Source organism: Bacillus haimaensis (genome assembly GCF_048270625.1).
In the GTDB taxonomy this organism is placed as follows: Bacteria; Bacillota; Bacilli; order Bacillales; family Bacillaceae_I; genus Sutcliffiella_A; species Sutcliffiella_A haimaensis.
Genome location: NZ_CP158164.1, coordinates 1,805,305 through 1,827,471 on the forward strand (window position 1 = coordinate 1,805,305; position 22,167 = coordinate 1,827,471).

General features: G+C 38.0%; 23 protein-coding genes. 18 read left to right on the forward strand and 5 right to left on the reverse strand.

Translation table 11 applies throughout. The annotated features are described in order from the left end of the window. Entirely contained in the window at positions 1-624 is a 624-nt protein-coding gene (locus ABN702_RS09175) for a cupin domain-containing protein (protein WP_417900393.1), read from the reverse strand. Between the two features lie 517 nt (positions 625-1,141). Between ABN702_RS09175 and vanR the strand changes: the two genes are divergently transcribed. The 3 genes from vanR (at position 1,142) to vanY (ending at position 3,924) form a co-directional block, all read left to right on the forward strand. Then, positions 1,142-1,837, forward strand: a complete 696-nt coding sequence (vanR, locus tag ABN702_RS09180) for a vancomycin resistance response regulator transcription factor, VanR-F/VanR-M family (RefSeq protein WP_417900394.1) — start codon at positions 1,142-1,144, stop codon at positions 1,835-1,837. Continuing rightward, a complete protein-coding gene (locus tag ABN702_RS09185) occupies positions 1,830-2,942 on the forward strand; it encodes a sensor histidine kinase (protein WP_417900395.1) in 1,113 nt (370 codons plus the stop codon). Before vanR ends, ABN702_RS09185 begins: the two co-directional genes overlap by 8 nt. A gap of 103 nt (positions 2,943-3,045) precedes the next feature. Next, complete coding sequence (gene vanY, locus ABN702_RS09190) at positions 3,046-3,924, forward strand: VanY-A/VanY-F/VanY-M family D-Ala-D-Ala carboxypeptidase (protein WP_417900396.1); 879 nt, start codon at positions 3,046-3,048, stop codon at positions 3,922-3,924. Between the two features lie 306 nt (positions 3,925-4,230). On the opposite strand, the gene ABN702_RS09195 is transcribed toward vanY, so the two are convergent. Then, on the reverse strand, positions 4,231-4,725 hold the full coding sequence (locus ABN702_RS09195) for an RrF2 family transcriptional regulator (protein ID WP_417900397.1): 495 nt from the start codon (positions 4,723-4,725) through the stop codon (positions 4,231-4,233). A gap of 227 nt (positions 4,726-4,952) precedes the next feature. On the opposite strand from ABN702_RS09195, the gene ABN702_RS09200 reads away from it, so the two are divergent. The 9 genes from ABN702_RS09200 to ABN702_RS09240 all read left to right on the forward strand — a co-directional run bounded on the left by ABN702_RS09200 (position 4,953) and on the right by ABN702_RS09240 (position 13,223). Then, complete coding sequence (locus ABN702_RS09200; RefSeq protein ID WP_417900398.1) at positions 4,953-5,396, forward strand: carboxymuconolactone decarboxylase family protein; 444 nt, start codon at positions 4,953-4,955, stop codon at positions 5,394-5,396. A gap of 310 nt (positions 5,397-5,706) precedes the next feature. Beyond that, positions 5,707-6,282, forward strand: a complete 576-nt coding sequence (locus ABN702_RS09205; protein ID WP_417900399.1) for a TetR/AcrR family transcriptional regulator — start codon at positions 5,707-5,709, stop codon at positions 6,280-6,282. Between the two features lie 284 nt (positions 6,283-6,566). Beyond that, positions 6,567-6,995, forward strand: a complete 429-nt coding sequence (locus ABN702_RS09210; protein WP_417900400.1) for an organic hydroperoxide resistance protein — start codon at positions 6,567-6,569, stop codon at positions 6,993-6,995. A gap of 195 nt (positions 6,996-7,190) precedes the next feature. Continuing rightward, complete coding sequence (locus tag ABN702_RS09215) at positions 7,191-7,619, forward strand: organic hydroperoxide resistance protein (RefSeq protein WP_417900401.1); 429 nt, start codon at positions 7,191-7,193, stop codon at positions 7,617-7,619. Positions 7,620-7,968: 349 nt separating this feature from the next. Next, a complete protein-coding gene (locus tag ABN702_RS09220; RefSeq protein WP_417900402.1) occupies positions 7,969-8,673 on the forward strand; it encodes a response regulator in 705 nt (234 codons plus the stop codon). Then, positions 8,670-9,656: a sensor histidine kinase gene (locus ABN702_RS09225; protein ID WP_417900403.1), complete on the forward strand. Its 987-nt coding sequence runs from the start codon at positions 8,670-8,672 to the stop codon at positions 9,654-9,656. Before ABN702_RS09220 ends, ABN702_RS09225 begins: the two co-directional genes overlap by 4 nt. Before the next feature lie 134 nt (positions 9,657-9,790). Continuing rightward, positions 9,791-10,549 (forward strand): ABC transporter ATP-binding protein, encoded by a 759-nt coding sequence (locus tag ABN702_RS09230; RefSeq protein WP_417900404.1) that lies wholly within the window; start codon positions 9,791-9,793, stop codon positions 10,547-10,549. Continuing rightward, positions 10,536-12,467: an FtsX-like permease family protein gene (locus ABN702_RS09235; protein ID WP_417900405.1), complete on the forward strand. Its 1,932-nt coding sequence runs from the start codon at positions 10,536-10,538 to the stop codon at positions 12,465-12,467. The genes ABN702_RS09230 and ABN702_RS09235 overlap by 14 nt, the downstream gene beginning before the upstream one ends. Before the next feature lie 33 nt (positions 12,468-12,500). Further along, complete coding sequence (locus tag ABN702_RS09240; RefSeq protein WP_417900406.1) at positions 12,501-13,223, forward strand: lipoprotein BA_5634 family protein; 723 nt, start codon at positions 12,501-12,503, stop codon at positions 13,221-13,223. 84 nt (positions 13,224-13,307) lie between these two features. On the opposite strand, the gene ABN702_RS09245 is transcribed toward ABN702_RS09240, so the two are convergent. The 3 genes from ABN702_RS09245 to ABN702_RS09255 are packed head-to-tail and all read right to left on the reverse strand — an operon-like array spanning position 13,308 to position 16,985. After that, on the reverse strand, positions 13,308-14,402 hold the full coding sequence (locus ABN702_RS09245) for a GerAB/ArcD/ProY family transporter (RefSeq protein ID WP_417900407.1): 1,095 nt from the start codon (positions 14,400-14,402) through the stop codon (positions 13,308-13,310). Next, on the reverse strand, positions 14,402-15,481 hold the full coding sequence (locus ABN702_RS09250) for a Ger(x)C family spore germination protein (RefSeq protein ID WP_417900408.1): 1,080 nt from the start codon (positions 15,479-15,481) through the stop codon (positions 14,402-14,404). The genes ABN702_RS09245 and ABN702_RS09250 overlap by 1 nt, the downstream gene beginning before the upstream one ends. After that, positions 15,471-16,985 (reverse strand): spore germination protein, encoded by a 1,515-nt coding sequence (locus ABN702_RS09255; protein WP_417900409.1) that lies wholly within the window; start codon positions 16,983-16,985, stop codon positions 15,471-15,473. The genes ABN702_RS09250 and ABN702_RS09255 overlap by 11 nt, the downstream gene beginning before the upstream one ends. Positions 16,986-17,358: 373 nt before the next feature. Between ABN702_RS09255 and ABN702_RS09260 the strand changes: the two genes are divergently transcribed. The 6 genes from ABN702_RS09260 to ABN702_RS09285 all read left to right on the forward strand — a co-directional run bounded on the left by ABN702_RS09260 (position 17,359) and on the right by ABN702_RS09285 (position 22,134). Then, positions 17,359-17,922, forward strand: coding sequence for a TetR/AcrR family transcriptional regulator (locus ABN702_RS09260; protein WP_417900410.1), 564 nt, complete (start codon positions 17,359-17,361; stop codon positions 17,920-17,922). A gap of 199 nt (positions 17,923-18,121) precedes the next feature. Further along, on the forward strand, positions 18,122-19,282 hold the full coding sequence (locus ABN702_RS09265; RefSeq protein ID WP_417900869.1) for an MFS transporter: 1,161 nt from the start codon (positions 18,122-18,124) through the stop codon (positions 19,280-19,282). Positions 19,283-19,582: 300 nt separating this feature from the next. Further along, on the forward strand, positions 19,583-20,047 hold the full coding sequence (locus tag ABN702_RS09270; protein ID WP_417900411.1) for a hypothetical protein: 465 nt from the start codon (positions 19,583-19,585) through the stop codon (positions 20,045-20,047). A gap of 139 nt (positions 20,048-20,186) precedes the next feature. Next, positions 20,187-20,549: a DUF3231 family protein gene (locus ABN702_RS09275; RefSeq protein ID WP_417900412.1), complete on the forward strand. Its 363-nt coding sequence runs from the start codon at positions 20,187-20,189 to the stop codon at positions 20,547-20,549. Between the two features lie 116 nt (positions 20,550-20,665). Then, positions 20,666-21,151 carry a DUF3231 family protein gene (locus ABN702_RS09280; RefSeq protein WP_417900413.1) on the forward strand — a complete coding sequence of 162 codons (486 nt, stop codon included), beginning with the start codon at positions 20,666-20,668 and terminating at the stop codon, positions 21,149-21,151. Between the two features lie 584 nt (positions 21,152-21,735). Next, positions 21,736-22,134: a DoxX family protein gene (locus ABN702_RS09285; RefSeq protein WP_417900414.1), complete on the forward strand. Its 399-nt coding sequence runs from the start codon at positions 21,736-21,738 to the stop codon at positions 22,132-22,134. Positions 22,135-22,167: the final 33 nt, after the last annotated feature.

Here is a 22,167-nt window from a genome sequence, read left to right on the forward strand (position 1 = left end):
TTACCGTCGTACTGGATAACAATAATAATTAGGATAAGGATAGTGATATTGCGACAAGTATCCAGGATTAATTTGTCTATTATTTCTATTTCTAACACAGTCTAGTGGCGGCCCAATAAAAGTGTTTGGTTTAATAGGGGAGACGACTTTTTTCCATTGGTTCTCATCCAGACAATACGAATGTGCCATAATATTTGCTGGTGTTAAGGCTAAAATATCAGATCCCAGAATTACTTCCGGAGTCGGTGCATTGAATATCGCCAGTAAATGAGTATCGTCAACTGTCGCAATTTCATAGTGCCACCAGCCTTGAGGGATATTGACCACCTGGCCAGGGGTAACCCTGTAGTTATGGATGACTTTTGTAAAAGGATTCAACAACGATATTACGGCTGAACCCGATATGCAATACACGAGCTCCGCAGCATTTTGATGGTAGTGAGGCTCAATAATATTATCTTTGCTGAGAAAAATATCAAGCAGTGAAATATTATCCAGGGTATTTAACTGTCCCACGCCCAGAACATTTATATAATTTTCACTGTTTTTCTTGAAAGAATTGCTCTTGGTCACATCGTAAAAAAATTGGACAGAAGGAGAGGTATAATCCATAGTTGTTCCCATAATTGTTCATTCCTTTTAAGTAAAATTTGGGTCAACTTTAAATTATGCAATACCTCTTTACTTGTGAATCACAGGATCTCATATTTTTAGGCACAATTTAATATTATTTTAAGAAAAAGTTAAGATTTCTCCCATTAAATATTTTAGAAATTTCTTTTAAACTATCACACTTGAAGGTGAAAGTTATTACAATTGAAGGTTTTCTCATAACTTGTAGTGGATGAAGAGTAGGAAATAAGGGTTCTCATTGTCGTTATATCACTTTGGAATAATTTTTCCAAAGAGTATTGTTATAGAAAAAATAACATAATGATTTCTACCGACGCATTCCACACTATTCATTGATAAATGAATAATAATAAAAGTACTTTAAAGCCCTAATTATTCAAAAAGCTGCCACGAATATTCATATCATGATGATGAAGCATCCCTACCAACAACGAATTTTTGGTGGGGTCCAGCTTCATAAGGCTTGATGGATATTTAGTGAATATCACTTTACATAGGAGGGAAATCAATGAAACGCTTATCAATTTTAATAGCTGATGATGATGGGGAAATTGCTGATCTGATTGCCATCCATTTAGAAAAAGAAGGCTACCATGTGATTAAAGCATCAGATGGACAAGAGGCTGTTCGTGTTGTAGAGACTCAGGTCATTGATTTGCTGATTTTGGATATTATGATGCCGAAAATGGATGGATATGAAGCAACCCGCCACATTCGCCAACAGCATAATATGCCCATCATCTTTTTGAGTGCTAAAACATCTGATTTCGATAAAGTACAAGGCTTGGTCATTGGAGCAGATGATTATATGATTAAACCATTCACCCCGATAGAATTGGTTGCCCGTGTAAATGCTCAGCTCCGGCGTTTTATGAAGCTAAATCAGCCGAAAACAGATAATAAAGCCTTTATAGAATATGGCGGGTTAGTGATTACTCCTGATCAGCGAACAGTAACCCTATATGGTGAAAGTATCGAGCTTACACCGAAAGAGTTTGATATTTTGTATTTACTTGCGAGTCATCCAAAGAAGGTTTTTAGTGTGGAAAATATTTTTCAGCAGGTGTGGGATGAAGCATATTTTGAAGGTGGCAATACTGTTATGGTTCACATTCGTACGCTTCGGAAAAAACTTGAAGAAGATAAACGGAAAGAAAAATGGATTAAGACAGTATGGGGAGTAGGGTATACATTCAATGGGTAAAGTGATGCGCAGCTTTCGTTCAAAGATGGTACTATTATTTGGTTTAAGTATGATTTTAGCCGGAATTATAACGTTTATAGTCTTTAAATCACTCCAATTCTATTATCACGCGAATGTCCAGTATGGTGACCGACTGGAATATTATCGGAAAATGATGAAGCAATTTGGTGACATTAACGTCTTTTTACTACTATTTATCCCGCTATCGTTCATGTTCTTTTACTTACTAACGAAGAGATATTCTAGCTATTTTAACGAGATTTCAATCGGTATCCATTATCTCTCTCGGGGAGACTTTTCCCATCAAATTCAAATCAAAACAAATGATGAATTTCGAGAAATTGCCCATGATATTAATTTGGCAAGTGAAAAATTGAAACAAGCTGTAGAAAGAGGAGATTTTTCGGAAAGCAGCAAGGATCAATTGGTCGTAAATCTAGCTCATGATTTGCGGACTCCGCTTACCTCTGTGTTAGGATATTTGGATTTGATCCTTAAGGATGAGGGCTTGACTAAAGAGCAAGTCAGACATTTTTTAACCATTGCCTTTACTAAATCTCAACGTTTAGAAAGGCTCATTGATGAATTATTCGAAATAACTAGAATGAACTATGGTATGCTTCCGGTTGAAAAAAAGAAAATTAATTTAACTGACCTGCTTAATCAATTAAAGGAAGAATTGTACCCGTCATTCAAAAAGAATTCTTTAATTGCTCGCATGGATAGTACACCTCATTTACCCATTTTTGGAGATGGAGAATTGATAGCACGTGTGTTTGAAAATCTTTTAACCAATGCTATTCGTTATGGATATGAAGGTCAGTATGTCGATATAAACGGCACAATTGATGCAGATGAAGTGGTCGTTCAAGTTGTGAATTATGGAGATAGCATTCCTCCGGATGAACTCCCACATATCTTTGAAATGTTCTATACCGGTGACAAAGCCCGAACGCATCAAGAAGATAGCACGGGTCTTGGCTTGTTCATTGCGAAGAATATTGTGGAGCAGCATAATGGAACCATCACTGTTGAAAGCAATGTCATCAAGACAGTTTTTGAAGTTCGTTTACCAAAGGAAAGTGAACAAATTAATGAATACTAGCTGTAAGTACAGGATTTAAGGAAAATTTAATAATTACCCTACTCTTTTTTTAAATAGTTTTTCCTATTCTTAGAGCAAGGAAGAGTAAGGAGGAAACTGAAGAATGAAGAAGTGGGGCTTTTTATTATTAATTTGCTTGGGGTTAACTTTCGTTTATATTGAACCTTTTTTTGAACCAAAAGTAGAAATACATCATTTTGATCAATTTGAAAATGATAAAGAGGATAGAGGGACTACTGAAGAAATTCAAAAAGAGATTGCAGCAGAACAAATCTATCAGGGAAATCTGCTATTGGTCAACAGTGAATATCCGGTTCACCAAGAGAGTATTAGATCTGACGTTGTCAATCTATCTGCAAACTATGAATTGGCACAAGGATACGTGTTGTTAGGTAGTGACATTTATTTGTCAGAGTATATTGCACATAAGTTCTCAGAGATGGTTGCTGCTGCAGAAAAGGATGGTCTTCAACATTTCGCCATTACAAGTGGCTTTCGAGACTTCGAGGAGCAAAGTGTACTTTATCAGGATTTGGGTTCTGCCTGGGCCTTGCCACCAGGCCATAGCGAACACAATCTGGGCTTAGCGCTTGATGTAGGGTCTACACAAATGAAGATGGGTGATGCACCAGAAGGAAAGTGGATAGAAGAAAACGCTTGGAAATACGGGTTCATTTTACGCTATCCAGAGGATAAAACGGACATAACAGGAATTCAAAATGAACCGTGGCACATCCGCTATGTTGGTTTCCCTCATAGCGCGATTATGAAAGAAATGAATTTCGTTTTGGAAGAATATATGGAATACCTTAAAGAAGAAAAAACCATTTCTGCTAGGATAAATGGGGGAAAATATAAGATTTCATATTATCCTATTACTAATAATACGACCATTAATGTACCTGCCAATCTTCGTTATGAGATTTCAGGTAACAATATCGATGGTGTGATTGTAACAGTGTATGAAACTCAAGAAAGGTGATTATCTATCCTTGAAATTTTGAATATTGAACGTATATTTACAACCAACTTACCCAAAGGATGCTTTAAGTGATCGTCTGTTTGCTCGGGACAAGGTTTTCATGAACATGTCTCTTCTGACGAGTGACACAAAAGTACTAAATACCTGCAAAACAAAATGGACATGGATTATTCATAAGACATCGTATCTAACATGAATGAGTTGAGGATGGATTTTATTAATAGAAAAAACAGAAGTTGCGTTTTTTTAAAAAAGAACAAACCTCCCAAAATTCCAATTAATTAAGGAATTTCTTGAGAGGTTTTTTTATAGGTTGCTCTTCGAAAAATATTTCCGAGTTTCTTCACGTATTTGTTTAGGTAAGACATGCTCCAACTCAACCTTTAACCATGACAGCGATTTGCCACGCAAGTATTCACGCATAGTTTCTTCCGCAGAGAGCATAACTAAATTGATAGTGCAAGATGAGTTGCCTATAGAGCAGATTTTCTCTCTATACAGATAACCATTATCTTTAATATTTTTACATTGAAAAATAGGCTTAGGACCTTCAACTGCTTCAATTACATCCCAAAAGGAAATTGCTTCTGGAGATTTAGCAAGTTTATAACCACCCTTAACTCCAGGCACTGAACTTACAATACCATCCTTAGATAATTTACTAAAAATCTTTGATAGGTATGTTTCAGAAATCCCTTGAAAATGGGAAAGTTCCTTTATGCCAATGGGCGAATCCTCTGGATTATCAATTAAATAGACAAGGCAGTGAAGTGCATACTCAACTCCAATACTATACTGCATTAAGAACACCTTCTTCATAAATGAGACTATTTAATTTATCTTAGAAATTTTTTATTACCTTGTCAAACATATACGTTTGGTATTAATTAACATTAAAAGTGGTTTGACATAATTAACGATGCGCCTTATTATGGATAGTATCAGTCGGCGATTGATGCTATCCGCAATTGACGTTCTACCTAATGTTAAATTAAATATTGATTAAGTATTTTAAGGAGGGAATAATATTGGAACAAAGAATTGATTATTACAAACTGGCACCAGAAGCAATGAAAATAATGATGGAAATGGAAAAGTATACGAAAACTACAGGTATAGACCGTAAACTTCGTGAACTTATAAAAATTAGGGCTTCTCAAATAAATGGTTGTGCATTTTGCATTAACATGCATACAGCAGATGCTAGAAAAATGGGAGAAACGGAACAACGGTTATATTGTATTAGTGCTTGGAGAGAGTGCACGTTTTACACTGATTCAGAAAAAGTAGCTCTTGAATTAACAGAGTGCGTGACTTTGATCCCTACAAAACGTGTGCCGGATGATCTATATCAGCGTGTACGGGAACATTTTGACGAGCGACAATATATTGACCTTGTTCTAATTATCAATCAAATCAATAGCTGGAATAGAATTTCAATTGCAATGGGGAATATAGCAACTGAAAAATGATTACCCCTGACCGTTTGTTTCCTATACAGGTAGTACCATCAAAAATTTTTGAGGGAAACTCACCTTCTAGTTAGTAAGTTTTTGGTTAGGTATATCTCCCAAATTCATAAAGGGTGAAGAGAATAGGAGAGATTAGAGTTATGAAATAAGTATGGTTTATTACAGGATTTTTGTCTCCAATAGCAACTGGATTCTCCATCATTTCATGTGAATTACATGACAATTCCATTTTAGATCGTTCGGTCAAAAAATTCTTGACCGTACGTTCTAAATATGCTAAATTTACATTGAAAGGAGGGAAGCACATACATTGGCTAGGAGAAAGGAATTTGATGAAGATGCCGTTTTACTAAAAGCTATGCTTTTATTCTGGGAACAAGGCTATGAGAAGACATCCATCCAGGAGCTGGTCTCCCATTTGGGGATTCATAAAGGGAGCCTGTATGATACCTATACAGATAAACATACCTTGTATGTCACAGCATTAAAGCGCTATATAGAAATGTTTGAACAAAAGGTTACCCATCCGGTTAAGCGTCAAATGGTAAATACCCGTTCTGCCAAGAAAGCAATACGAATGATGCTTGAAATGGCGACCCACCAGGAACATGGTTGCTTTGCCGTAAATACCGCGGTTGAGTTGGCAAAACATGATTCTGAGTCAAGAGATTATGTTCTTCTGGGTTGGGCCAAAGCGGAACAGTTAATACACAACCTTATTTTAGAAGGTCAGCAATCGGGAGAACTTTCCGAGACCCTCAACGCTGAGTGGTTGTCTCATTATTTTAATAATGCAATAATTGGACTCCGCGTTATGGCTAAGACTATATCGGACAGTGAAAAATTAGACCATATTATTGACATGAATATGTTGGTATTGGAATGATGGGTAAGGATTCCACTTAAACGTATGGTCGGCCGATCAGAGGAAATTACCAATGTTGTTCCTCACTTCTGACGATTTTCATATGTACAGGGGATAGAAATCGTCGTTGGCGGAGGAGCAACTCCACTACGAGCGTCAATTTAACGACTAGGGTTATTTTGATTGTTTTTTTTAATTATTTTTGAACGTTCGTTCAAAAATTTTTAGCTTAACTTGCACGTAAAGATACGGTCACCAGTATGAACAAAATAAAAAAATTCAGTAATAAAAGGAGCGTTTCAAAAATGATGAAAATTGAAAAGGAATTGTATAAGGCTACAGTAAATGTTCAAGGTGGAAGAGATGGCAAAGCAGTTTCCAGCGATGGGAATCTTAATGTTGACTTGAGATATCCAAAGGAATTAGGGGGTAGCGGAGCTGGGACCAATCCGGAACAATTATTCGCTGCAGGATTTGCAGCATGCTTCCAAGGTGCGATGGGTACTGTTCTTAGAAACAAGAATATCAAAGCAGACGGTATAAACATTGATTCACATGTTACGCTCGGCAAGGATGCGAACGACGGCTATGCACTGGCCATTACTATGGACATCACTGTTAAAGGCGTAGAAACCAGCGTGGCGGAGGAAATCGTTGCGGAAGCTCATAAGGTTTGCCCTTATGCCAAAGCAACTAGTGGAAATATCGAAGTAATCTCAAACGTTGTCGGTTAATCAACTCACAACGAGTATATACTAATCCTTAGTGAGAAATCAAAATCACACGATATGGGAACATGGCCAATTACACAAGTTAAGCTGTTGTTCGGATGGAAAAAGTGGTGTCGAAACCCGCGCAGATCGGACTTTCAGTTTCCGAGGGCCTCCCAAGCGGTAAAAATAAATCAGTAATAAAAGGAGAGTTTCAAAATGATGAAAATCGAAAAGGAATTGTACAAGGCTACAGTAAATGTTCAAGGCGGAAGAGATGGCAAAGCTGTTTCCAGCGATGGGAATCTTAATGTGGACTTGAGATATCCCAAGGAATTAGGGGGCAACGGAGCTGGCACCAATCCGGAGCAACTGTTCGCTGCAGGATTTGCCGCATGCTTCCAAGGTGCGATGGGCACTATTCTTAGAAAAAAGAATATTAAAGCAGAAGGTATAACAATTGATTCTCATGTTACGCTTGGCAAGGATGCGAACGACGGCTATGTACTAGCCATTACTATGGACATTGCAATTAAAGGCGTAGAAACTAGCGTGGCTGTGGAAATCGTTGCAGAAGCTCATAATGTTTGTCCTTATGCCAAAGCAACTCAAGGGAATATCGAAGTAATATCGAACGTTGTTGGTTAATCAGCGCTAAGGGTTTCTTTGGTCATACCCCATGGGTGCATATCTTTAACAAGATATGCGCTCTTTTTATGTAAAACAATATCCTAACAAAAATTAGTAATACTGACCATCAATGGAGAAATTGCTCGCTTCTGGGATACACCATAAGGTATATAAAGTGGGCAGGTGGTTCGTCAAGGAGAGATTAATGAAAGACCTGTTTTAATCGATTTTTTTATCATTATAGTTATTTACAATCCTCCATGGCTTGCTCTTTTAGGCGAAGTAGGGCAGCCTTTTTTGACCACGGAGGTGAAGCGGGGTACAATAAACAGTGAAGAAAAACGCCTTTAAAAGGAGGCTTGTTTATTTGCATAAAATCATGATCGTGGAAGACGATCCCAAAATAGCTGAGCTCCTTGGATCTCATATTGATAAGTATGGTGATGAGAGCATTATGGTGAAAGATTTCGAGAATGTTTTGGATCTGTTCAAGCAAATTGATCCCAGTCTTGTTCTCATTGACATTAATCTCCCTAGTTATGACGGCTATTACTGGTGCAGGCAGATCCGTTCCGTCTCCACTTGCCCCATCATCTGCATTTCCGCGAGAAGCGGTACCATGGATCAGATAATGGCCCTCGAACACGGGGCAGATGATTATATCACCAAACCATTTTCTTACGAAGTGGTCATTGCCAAGATTCGCAGCCAACTGCGGCGGGTCTATGGAGACTATGCGAACAAGACGGAGGAGCGGCAGGTGAAGCTGGAGGGTCTTGTACTGTTTCCGGAGAGGTTGGAGCTGAGACTGGACACCCTGAGTGTGCTGCTGACCAAAAAAGAGGCCGTTTTACTCGAATTGCTGCTTGTCCGCAGTCCGCGCCTGGTGAGTAGAGAAATTATTTTGGAGAAGCTGTGGGATGAACAGTCCTATGTGGAAGAAAATACGCTCAGTGTCAATATTACTCGCACACGCAAGAAGCTACAAGAGCTAGGCATCGTCAATGCGCTGGAGTCGGTTCGGGGCGCAGGCTACCGACTGTCGCCGATATGGAAGAAGGAGTCTAGATGAAGTTGTTTCTGAGGTCGCACCTAATGCTAATAGGATTCCTACTTGTACAATTGGCCGTGGTCTTAATGGTGTTCTGGTTTGACGGCTATGATCATCTAGGCATCGCCTTGTATGCCGCCTTTCTGAGCATTTTGATTATGTCTGTCTATCTGACCGTTCAGTATTTCACGCTTCGCGGATTCTATAGACGATTGTCAGAGCCGGGCGTGGATATCTTTGAAACGCCCGGACAGGCAGGTTCCGCAGTCTTATCCCGTGCACTGGATGAACTGTTGGATCACCAATACCGAAAGTCCCGGCAACAGATGAGGAATTGGGAACGTGAGCAGGCGGAACGGCTTGAATTTATGAATCAATGGGTTCACCAGATGAAGACTCCTCTATCTGTGATTGAGCTGCTGACCCAGGAGTCTGACAACGAGGAAATGGACAGTATATCTGAAGAGGCCGAACGGATAAGGAAAGGTCTGGAGATGGTCCTGTATATGTCACGGCTGGAGACGTTCGAGCAAGATTTCCACGTGGAACAAGTGGAGCTACACAAGACGGTAGACGAAGTGGTGACGGATTATAAACGTCTGTTTATCCGCAGTCAGGTTTATCCGGAGAACCTTGTGGATGCCGGCTTAACCGTGGAAACAGACGCCAAATGGCTCCGATTCATCCTGCAGCAGCTGTTGTCCAATGCGATTAAGTTTTCTGCGGGCAGCCACCAAACAGTGAGGATTTCTGCCTTCCAGTCTGACCGATCCATCGTTCTCGAGGTAAAAGACAGGGGAGTGGGAATTCCGAAACAAGATATTGACCGGGTATTTCGGCCATTTTTCACCGGAGAGAACGGCAGAAGCTTTAAGGAATCAACCGGAATGGGTCTCTATCTGGTCCAAAAGGTTGTGCAAAAGCTGAATCACCAAATTCATATAGAATCGGGAGTGGGAACTGGCACCACAGTGCATCTTACCTTCCCGTATGCTTCGGGCTAGCGGATGAATACGATAAACGTATTCATCTTTTTTGTTATCTTACAAAAATGTAAGACTAGTGAAAGGCTTAACGATACTTTGCAAGAGCATACTGATATTATACTTAAGACACAACGAGAAAGGAGAATGCTTTTATGGAAGTGCTTCATGTGAAGGAACTCAGTAAGATTTATAAAGGGAAAGTAAGCCACGAGGCTCTTACGGATATTAATCTGACGATAAATAAAGGAGAAATTGTAGGGGTGATGGGGCCTTCAGGCAGTGGAAAGACAACACTCTTAAACGTCATCTCGACCATTGATTCCCCAACTACGGGAAGCTTATGGATTGAAGGAGAGCAGCCGCATCTGCTTGATGCGGAGAGACTAGCGCTGTTCCGCCGCCGCAAGCTCGGTTTTGTCTTTCAGTTCTTTAACCTCCTGAATACCTTGACTGTCGCGGAGAACATGGCGTTGCCTCTTGCTCTCGACGGAGTTGATCCAGATGAGATTAGAGAGCGGGTTGAACAGATGGCGGAGAAGCTGGGAATTCAGGCCATCTTAAACAACCGAACCTACGAAATTTCAGGCGGACAAGCACAGCGGACGGCGGTCGGCCGCGCTCTGATTCACAGTCCGGCGCTCATTCTGGCCGACGAACCAACAGGAAACCTGGATTCCAAGGCCGCCCGTGATGTTATGGATTTACTGACCGAACTGAACAAAAAACAAGGCGCGACCATGATGCTCGTCACCCATGACGCCATGGCGGCAAGCTATTGCGATAGGGTAATTTTCATTAAAGACGGCAAGCTCTATAACGAAATTCATGCGGGGGAGAACCGGGCTGTATTTTATCAGAATATTATCAATGTGCTGTCATTGTTGGGAGGACACCGGTATGACCTTTCGTAAGCTCGCCTTCCATAATGTTTATCGCAACAAACGTTTGTATCTCGGCCATTTTTTGAGTAGCGCATTTTCGGTCATGATTTTCTTTACCTATGCCATGCTCTTGTTTCATCCTCAGCTTCAAGGTGAACTGGCTTCAACCAGTGAAACGATCGCCGCCTTGAGCAAGATGGGTATGACGATCTCTCAGATACTCATTTTTGTATTCTCGTTTCTGTTTCTGCTCTATTCGGTCGGCTCGTTTCTGAAGATGCGCAAGAAGGAATTCGGCATTTTGATGATCCATGGGCTTTCTCCGAAACAGCAAATCCGGATGGTCTTTATGGAAAATATGGTGATCGGGATTATCTCAATCGCCGCGGGTATTGCGGTCGGCCTTGTGTTCACCAAGCTGATCCTGTTGATCAGCGCTACCATGCTGGCCATTGAGAAGGACTTAGATTTCTATTTCCCGCTGAAAGCGATTGGTCTGACCGCCCTTGTATATGTGTTGCTGTTTCTACTCATTTCCTGGTTCACTTCCCGATTGGTCAAAACCAAAGAGTTGGTGGAGCTGCTGAAGGGGGAGGATAAGCCGAAGCCGGAACCGAGAGCTTCAAAAGGGTTGTCATGGCTGGCAGCCTTGTTAATAACATCCGGTTACGGGCTTGCCTTTTACTTTGTTATCGAGCGCAACTTTTCATTTCTTTTGCTGTTTCTAATTGTCGCTCTTTCTGTGACGGGCACTTATTTTCTGTTCACCCAGTTCAGCGTGTATTGGATTAGGGACTTGAAGGGGAAGCGCCGACTCTTCTTTAAAAAGACGAATATCATTACATTTTCCGAGCTATCGTACCGAATGAAAGACAATGCGACAATGTTTTTTATGGTGGCGGTCATTACGGCAGTCGCGTTTACAGGAATGGGGACCACTATAGCTCTTGGCAATCCGGGACTGACGGAGATGACCAACCCGTTTGCATTTCGCTATCATTCCGATCCTGGCAACGAAAAGAAGGAAGATCACCTTAACCTCATTGAGGCGGAGCTGAACCAAGCGGGCTTCACTTACCGGACCGGAAGCTTTTCCATTAAATATACCGAGAATGGCCTGACCGTGATGCGCTTGAGCGATTACAACAGTCTACTCAAGGCGTTCGGTTATCCCGTTAATACCTTGGACAGCGATAAGCAGGCGATCGCCATCCCTACAACATATGCGCAGAAAAGAGATTTTGAAGAAAAAAGAGGGCTCACTTCCGAAATCGATGTGGTGGCTGGGGATGTAGATAAAAAACTGCAAATTGTAAAAAACGTGCCGCATTTGGTGGTATCTGATATAGGAAAAGCCACTATCGTGACGACAGACGCCTTGTATGACCGTCTTCCCCTTCAGGACTGGGAGGCAGGAGAGGGACGGGAAATCGTCTTTTTGATAGACAATTGGCCTGAGACAAGGGAGGTCGCGAACAGGCTGAAAGATGCGATTCCGTGGCAGAATGGCAATCCATTCTATTTTGCGGAGCCGCTCGTTCTGGAATGGCTCAAATCCAAGCAGCAGAACGGACTCATTCTGATCATAAGCGTGCTGGTGGGAATCGTGTTTTTCACCTTTGCCGCAAGCTTTCTTTATCTGCGCCTCTATACGGATCTGGAGCGGGATCGGGTTCAGTACCAGATGATTTCAAAGGTTGGCCTTAGCCGAAAGGAGCTGAGCAGGATCGTCACCCTCCAACTGTCATTTATGTTTTTCGTACCGCTGATAATGGCCCTTATTCATAGTACGGTGGCATTTACCGCGCTGCAGCAACTGGTGGACTATTCCGTCTTCAAGGGAGGGGCTGCCATCTTAATATCGTTCACACTAGTGCAGATCGTGTATTTTCTGGTGGCCCGCTGGCGTTATATGATTCATATGGAGAATGGGAAGACGGAGCAATAGTTGCCATCTATAAGAAAAGGGGAGGAAATAATTATGAAAAAAGGGATTATCCTATTGTTGATTATCCTATTGTTAGTGTTAATAAGCATTGTGCTGCTCGGGGTTTTTCCCAAGTCAGACAAAATGGCTGCTCCGAGAAACGGTTTGCTGCTGGTGGGGGAGAAACAGGAGCTTGAAGCTGTGGTCCAGGAGCATGGGAACGAGATCAAGAAGGTGTATACGTACACCGTTAAAGAGGCAAAAATTAAGCAAGACGAATCTGAAGTGGGGACACTAATTCTGAATCAGACAACTGCAGAAGAAATGGTGAGCCTGGGACTGTTCAGAGAAGCGCGCAATACGGACGACATTGCCATTTCCGATCCGCTGCCTGCGATGCCGAAAATGAAGGAAGGAAAGGGAACGCTCTCCACTATCAGCAAATTTAAGGACTTAACCAGTGTCGACATCGGAGGACGGACGTTGCCTGTACACTACGAAACCAACAGCTGGCTTGGTTATACCCGTTATACAGAGCACCACAGATTTATTATAATCGTTGATAATGAGACTTTCGAGCAGCTTACGACAGCCCGGGATAATACTATGACAATCGTAAGGTTTAAGAAGGATTACGGTCAACTTACGGATATTGAGGGTAACGGCACCGGAGCTGTCAAGAGCAATACAGATTTGCTCAGACTAACTAAAAAGATGGAGGAACATGTGCAATATTTGTGGCCGGTATCCTTCAAAGAAAGTAAAGAAGGAAAGTAGGCATACATTTATCTTTGGGAAATTTTCAGAAGCGAGGTTTCTCCTTTCACAAACAATGATCGGATCGTGAACCTCGCTGTACGATTAAGCTTTAATAAAATTGTTCTTAATCAATTTTATAATAAGAAGGAGCGGCAGATACACATATACAAAACCAATTCCTACATTAGCCGTAAAATTGAAAAGATGATCAATACTTTTAAATTCTTTAAAGCAAATGCAAGCGATCATCTCTGCAATAAGTAAGAGTATTAACGTTGCTTTTGGAGGAATTGAAAAAGCTCTTTTTACGATTCTTGTACATGCCCACAAAGAAATACATATAGGGGATATAACCACTAATAGCCATATAAAAATGAATATATATTCGAATCTTTCCAAGAATGAAAATTTAACGATTTTAACCATCATTAGAGTGGGCCAAGGTAAATGCTTTAATACTTCTTGATTAAAGTATAAGAATGAAATTAAAGTTATGATTAGGTACACAATGAAAGTATATATATTCCCAAGATACGCCCATTTAGAAATATCTTTATTGTTTGAACTCCTAATGAAGGGATAATACATCAGTATCCACTCGAAACCAAGAAAAAGCAGGGTATAAGCTTTAGAAGATACAAATAGCTCACTAAGGGAATGACTGAAGGCTGGAAGCAGATAAATATAATTCGTATGCTTCATTGGGAAATAGATTAATAAGAACAGAAAAGAAGGCAAAATAACTCCCCAGAAACTAAAGCCAGTTAAAGTACGGAAGCCACTTGATATTACATAATAAAATGTAAGTCCGAGCACTAAACAAAGTTGCCAGGTTTTTATGGTAGGATAAACCCATATTTGTATTACCTCAATATAGGCGCGAAGAACCGTCAAGGAAGCCAACCAAAAATAAACCAATGCCAAGATAGATAATATGTTTCCCATCGTTTTTCCAAAGCAATACTGATGAACAGCTACTAAATCATTGGTTCCCCCACCTAATAGCTTAAAAATGATATAGAGTATTATTTGGGTTGTTACACCAGTTATTATTAAAGAAATCCAAGCATCCTGTTCAGCACCTTTAATCACTTGACTTTGAAAATTCAGAATACCGATTCCGGTTTGTGAAGAGTGAATGAGAAAAAACGTAAAAAAAGCCGAAACTTGAAATTGTTTTTCTACTTTTACATTCACTATTTTCCCACCCCAGTTTGTCTAACTACAATTTTGGTAATTACATCATATGTCATATTAGGATATATCCTATCGTAAAAACTCGGCTCAGAAAAATTTTTGTGATTGACTTTATACATTCTACCTAAACCTAAAGGATCTACACCGTTTGTTTGAAAATCCTTTAGAAGCGATTCAGCTTCATTTGAAATAGATTTCTGTAATTCGCTTTTAAATAATTTAAGATCCTTTTCCTTCTCCAAATTGATCCACTCAGGCAATGCATCAAGTTCTACATCTAAATTTAGCATCACTTTTACTTGTTCCGTGAGATTTTCTTTGATGATTTTTACCTTATGTTTTCCATAAATAGTTCTGACCCCAATATTAGCTTGGTGTCCATTCATGTTGAGGTTAAAGCTGTATACCCCCCTTTTGTTTCTATCAGTCATTAATTTTAGTAAGTATGTTTCTTTATCTGAAATCCTAAGTGCTAATTTATCACCTTTAAATATCCCCATTCCATCTACTTTAACAGTCCCATTAGTATCAACGATAAGATTCGGAAAGGACATATCAATTCCACTTCCATAATACTGGTCATACATTACATGGAGGTCAGATTCAGGAATACCATCATTTTCAATACTTTTATCAATCAAATTCATCAAGAATAGCGGACTCTCATTCAGGGTTTTTCTTAGTATTTGATCTGGAGTTCCATCTGTAATGACAATTCTTATTATACCGATTTTTGGATCCTTGCAGATTGTGTCCAATACGTCTGCTAAACCAACTCTACTTAGTTCATCCCCAAAAATCATCATCCTTACTTGACCTATTTCAAAGGGAAATGGAGACTTATGGCTAAGTTCTTCCTGAAGACTGGATGGATTTTTTGCAGCTGCTGTGATCAAAGCAGGTTTTTCACTCTCGTCATAATTTGGATATACAACACTTGCTTTTAACATATCTTCTTTTTTATCATATCCTACATTATGCATCAAAGAGATTTCATTTATAATATTGTGAGGTACACATCCTGCCAGCGTTAGAGATAGAACAACAAACCCAATTTTAACAAATGTGTTATTCGTCATTTATATCATCCTTCTTTTTGTTGCTCTCTTTTAGGGTATATTTAATTTTATCTTTAGGTCTCAAATAATCTGGCCTTTTGTTTAATTTATTATAAGGCGGCCTTATGATACTATCCGCAAGACTATTGCGGCGAAACGGATGCAAAGGAACCATGTAAGGAATATCAAACGATTTTAGTTTAAACAAATGGCATAGTAACACTACAAAACCTATTATAATACCTAACCCGCCTAGTAATGATGACAAAATGACAAAGGGAAATCTTAATATTCTAATGGTATTGGACATAACGTTAGTTGGTGTAGTGAATGAAGCTAAGGCTGATAAAGCGACGATAATTAATAAGATATTGCTTGTCAGTGCTGCCATAACTGCTGCCTGTCCAATGACAATACCTCCAACAATTCCCAATGTTTGACCTACCTTAGTAGGCAATCGAGCTCCTGCCTCTCTTAATAATTCAATTGTCATTTCTAGAAAAAGAACTTCCAATAACGGCGGAAATGGAACGTTTGCTCTGGACTCTATTAACGGACCTAGTAAATTCGGCGGTACCACCTCATAATGAAACGTCACAACTGCTACATAAATTGAGGAAGAAAAGATTGAAAAGATAATCGCAAGTATTCGTGTAAAACGAAAGAAAGACCCAATAATCCAGTTATAATAATAATCTTCAGATGAGAGAAAAAAATCAAATATGGTAGTGGGTCCAGATACTGCGTATGGTGAACCATCACTAAAGATAACTACTTGGCCCGAAGTAAGTGTATAAGAAACTCTATCCAGCCTCTCTGAAGAAAAGTAAAGTGGAAAAGGAGTATAAGAATTTTCTTTAATTAGCTGGATTAATGCAGATGTATCCCAAATAATATCAAAATCTATATCAGAAAGCCTTTTTTTTACGGTTTCTATATGTACTTCATTTGTAATACCATCTAGATAAACAATGGCCACCCTTGTTTTTGACAGTGTGCCCAGCACGAACTCTTCAGTGGTTAGTAAAGGAGATTTTATCTTAGTTCGAAGTAAAAGAATATTAGTATCAAGACTCTCAACAAAACCTAATTTTGGGCCGATAACATTAAATTCATTTTCTGTTTCATTAGATTCTCTAATTCCTTTAGATAGATTATTTACATTTACCAAAAGACAATCATCTAAGCCATTTTCAAATTTAATTAGGATATATCCTTGATGAATTTTCTCTTCGATTTCTATTGCTTCTCTTGATCTAATAACGTCTTCAAGTGGAAGGCTGTTTTTAAATTGATTAATATCAAAAGCTTGGCCAGTCTTTTTTTCGCATTCATTAATATATGGAAGAAATACATGTTCCATCGTCTTGTGATCAATAAGTGTAGTGAAGTAAAAAATAAAAATCCGGACTCCTGAAACATTCTTTTCAAGTATTTTAAAATCAGATGATTTTTTAGCTCTTTTCAATATTTCTGTAGGTGTTTGACTTTCTGTAGGATTCTGATTATTTTTTCTCATTATCATAAACAAATGTACTCCCTAATATGGTCTTAAAGCTTATTATTATTTCTATCAAAAATAGTATTCACTATATTGTATTTATTATTGCTGTTAACAAAGGATTTATTGTCAGCAACTTGCCAATATGAGAAGTAACTGCTAAACGGTTTAAAAAGTGGGGAGGTGGTGAATGTATATGATTATCAAGTTCAGCATTGCTGCTTCAGCGGCCTCACCCAACATGGTTGTGGTTATCATTTGATGCAAAAAATCTTTATCAGTGGCTGACTTATAGTTAAACAGAAGTGCGAAAATCCTGAAAAGGGATATATTATATATTTTTCCACTAAGAATCTTTCATCTTGACTCTTACCTATTAGTAAGTTACTATGAGGGCATGGAAAATCGAAAAAAACAAATTGTAGACTTAGCAATAAAATTGATTCAACAAAAAGGTTATGTAGCGTTTAGCTATGATGACATATCTAAACAACTTGGGGTGACCAAGGCAAGTATTCACTATCACTTTGAGAAAAAGGAGGATTTAGGAGTTGCAATTACCGAACGCATTTTAATAAGACTACAGAACTCTTTGTCGTTAATTAAAAATCCGTCGGTTTCTGCTGAAGAAAAACTAAAGCATTTCATTCAGCAGCAAGCGGAAAGATTCAATTGTACTGAAATTTGTCCGATCTCTTCGTTGCAGACGGATTATGAATCTTTGCCAAATATCGTCAAAGAAAAGATTGAGGAAGTCAGCAGACTGGAACTCAAGGTAATGAAAGAATTAGTTGCTGAGGCACAAACTGAAAAAATCATAAATGATACTGAAGACGTTCATCAGTTAGCTGTAATGATATTATCAAGTGTGAAGGGAGCATTATTATACAGACGTGTTCTAGGTGACGATGTATTAGTCGAAGTACTAAACCAGTTAAACCGGTTCTTAAGAAATCAGTAAGAACCGGTTTTTTAAAAAAAATACTTACCTTCTAGTAAGTAAATACTTTTTGTTAGATTAACTCTATTTTTAATGTTAAATGGAAGAAGCTCTGTTTAATCCATATCTTTAAAAATTTCTATGTAGAATCACTATTCTTTTATTTAAAATTTTTTTGGAGAAATAATTATAGAAAGTGGGTGTTGTCGTAGTGAAAAGAATGCTTTTGGTTTCTCTTTTGATGTCGAGTGGGGCTACCTTTATTACGCCATTATTTCCTTTGTATAGTGAGACTTATCAACTGAACAGTTTGCAAATCACGATCTTGTTTGCCATTTATGCTGCTTTCCTAATGCCAACTTTATTTGTTACTGGAGACAAAGGTAGCACTTGGGGTTTAAAAATGGTTGTTCGCATCAGCATATGGATATCCATCACATCTACCTTGTTTTTCCTGGGTAGCCAAAGTGCCTGGATGCTCTATGTCGCAAGGTTATTGGAAGGAATCGCTTACGGAGCCTTTACAGGAACAGCTGTTGCTTTTTTAATGAAGCAAACTCCTCCAAATAAAGTAAGCGTAGCTCTCAAGTTATCAGGAATCACGATTCTCGTTGGATTTGGTCTGGGACCAGCTATCGCTGGTTTAATCCTGCAATATTTACATCTGCAACCACTCCGATTGCCATTTTGGGTTTTGTTGGTCCTGCTTATCGTCTCACTAATCGTACTGGAAACAATTCCTAAAGATGTTGTTTCTCTTGGGAAAAATCGCGTAAAAACTAAGATATCATTTGGTGTACCAAGCAATATTCGTTCTCATTTTTGGTCAATGGTTGGACTGCCTATCTTCACTGTTTTCACAATTCAAGGAATAGCGTTTGCACTTATTCCTAATTTCGTCAAGAATGTCATTCAAACGTCTAATCTCTCCGTTTCTGGATTAATCATTTTCGTGCTTCTCAGTGGAGCAGCTTTGGCTCAGTTCATACCTTGGCCAAGACATCCAGTTACACGTATCAGATTAGGCATCCTGCTTCTTGCGATTGGATCATGGGTTATTGTTTTTTCGGGTATAACATCAAGTTTGTCATTACTCTGGTCAGGCATTGTCATCCAGTCTATCGGCGGTGGATGGACTTTTCAAATTGCATTACGATTTGCCGGACAGTTACCGGAACCTAAAGCACGCCCACGAGTCATTTCTGCTTTTTATTTGTGTGCATATTCTGGATTTATCGTTCCGGTTATTGGAGTCGGAGCGCTTACACAATATTTCAATTTGAACATTTCGCTGACCGTTCTAAACTTGTTTGCTGCGCTAATTGTTATTTATGTGTTGATGTATTCCGTTAGATTTAATCGCACTTTTTCGGGAAGTTAGTGATTTTTCGTTCCTAAAAAGAGAGGATTGTTTAGTATTTAATGAAATTTGTAAAGCAAAAGCATCAAATGATGAGGCAGAAGGAGATAAAGAAATTCAAGTAAGTTAGACGTTAGAAAATAGTTTATGGATTATGAAATAGAAATTTTTTAACATATAAAAAACCTTATGGGGTTAAAATAGTTTTGAATTTAAGGCTGATTATATTAGAAATATAATCGCAATTATTTTGATGTCATTTAACTTTGAAAAGGGGATTAACCCAACCATATTATAGACTTGGTAAGGGGCTAGAATATAGTGGAGAACTCAACAGAAAGGTTATTATGGAGTATTGCTCTTCCTGGTTTTGGACAATTTTTAAACGGTAAACTAATAAAGGGTATAGTTATTATAATTTTAGAATTCCTAATAAATGTACAAGCGAATTTTAACGAGGTAATTATTTCAAGCTTTCAAGGAGATATTGAAAAGGCAATTGCACAGACCGATTATTTATGGCTAATGTTTTATCCTTGTTTGTATTTCTTTGCTATGTGGGATGCTTATAAAGATGCGGATGGGGGAAAAAAAAGTTATTCGTTTCTACCATTTGTGTTTGCAGCCTACTTTGTTACTGTTGGGTGTATATATTCCTCTACCTTTAAGCTTTTCGGGGTATTATTAGGTCCTGTTTGGCTTCCAATATTGTGTGTAATCCCAGGTGTCAGTGTGGGATTTTTATTAAGAAAAATATTTAAGAAAAAGCACATTGAACACCTTTAAACAAAGCAGCCTAAATTGTTGATCCTTGTAATGAGATACCATGTAAGATATTAGTATGAAATACAAAATAATGATAAATTACAAATTTTGATTACAAACTAAGAATAAAATATATTGTGGAGTTGGAGGGATCTTTTATATGAATTTAAACGAATTAGGCTTTCTTTGGTACTTACAATCAAGTTCAAATATGGTTAATATTTTTTTGGAGCATCTTATAGAAACTGCTGAAGATAACGATTTAAAGGGTGTTTTAAATGAAATTAAAACACTTTCAACATTTCAAGAACAAGAGGCATTGCAAATTTTGTCTGCAAATGGATTTAATGTTACACCGTTTTTTAATGAAAATGATTTACAATCCCCCTCAGAAAAGTTATTTTCTGATCAATTAATTATAGAGATTCTTAAGCATATTACTAGTAATGGACTACGTGTGCTTTCTTATCAATATTCTGACCTAACAGAGCCAAATGTCAAGAATTTTTTAAAGAAATACTAAATAAGTTAATACAAATTGATAATTCGCTTTTAAAATTATTAGAAAACAAAGGTTTATTACAGAATAGGTCATTTTCATACAAAAATGCCGAAGACAGAGAAAGTAAGATTTTTAAAGTGGCATCAACACAGCACAGGCCGCTTAATGCAGTTGAATTAGCAAGTATGTTTGGTTCATTTCAATGTAATAATGTTGGTCTAGCCATATGTACTGCATTTTATGATGTTGCAAAGGATGAAGATTCAAAGAGGTTTTTGCAAGATGGGACCAAATTGGCTTATCAGCAAGCTGCTATTTTTTCCAATATATATAGAGAAAACGGAGTTCCAACAACAACCGGATTAGAGGCCCACGTCTATAAAGTAAGGAATTCTCCATTTTCAGATAAACTAATGACTAACTTAATAATGTTCTTAAATCCCATAGGAATCGGTAATTTACAAACTGCTGTAGTTTCTAGTTATAAAAAAAGCCACGTGAAAGTACTAAAGGAACTAATTGAACAGATAGAAAGCTATTCAGAGAAAGGGTTTAAGTTATTAGTGAGGAAAAACTGGTTTAATGAGCCACCTTTAACAAATAGGTCAATTGATAATTATTAAAAATATTTAGATGTGGAAATTTATTAGTACCTATATATTAAAATCATTGGTTCAATAATAGGTTTTTTATCCATTGATTGCTTATTTAAATGAAAGTTATCGTATAAGAAATAAACAAACGCTATTGTTTTGGGAGTTTGTTTATTTTTTTATGATAGTTGTATGGTTATGGCTTCATTCCAGCTGCGGCAATGTAAAAAAACATTCCACTAAATGAATCTCAGATTCATAATTAGTTTTTTGCTCTTTTTTAATGTAATAGGGTCATTTAATTGAAAAATAGAACCGGGGATATGTTGAATTTCATGTTTTTGTGAAAAATTGTTCTTGATCTAAATAATCGGAACAGGTTAGTTTCAGAAGAACAAACAATATTTATTTCAACCTAAAGTTATTATGGTTATTGACAAAAAAATTCATAAGCATTATAATCATCTCAGATTCGAGATATATTAATTCGAGATTTAAAAGTACTTGCTCGTTAATAAAATGTTCATTCATGAAAAAAGTAAGGAATAAAGCTCCATTTGTATTTTTTTAAAACAATATCTCGAATTCAAGATAAATTGCAGGAGGATATAATAATGATAAATATTGGTTTATTAATCATTCGATTGATAGTAGGTTTACTTTTTGTGGGGCACGGTGCTCAAAAATTGTTTGGTTGGTTTGGTGGTTATGGGTTAAAAGGTACAGGAGGTTGGTTTGAATCCATTGGTATGAAACCAGGCGTTACCATGGCTCTTTTTGCCGGATTAGCAGAACTTATTGGGGGAATATTGCTCTCATTAGGACTTTTAACCCCACTTGCATCAGTTTTAATCGCAGGAACTATGATTATGGCTATCATTAAAGTGCATGCACCAAACGGATTATGGGCAACAGCTAATGGATATGAATATCACCTAACGTTGATTGCGGTTGTTATTGGTATTGCCTTAATCGGTCCTGGTAAATTTGCTTTAGATGCAATATTACTCTAAATTATCCCAATTTCAGCTTATTTAATTGGAATT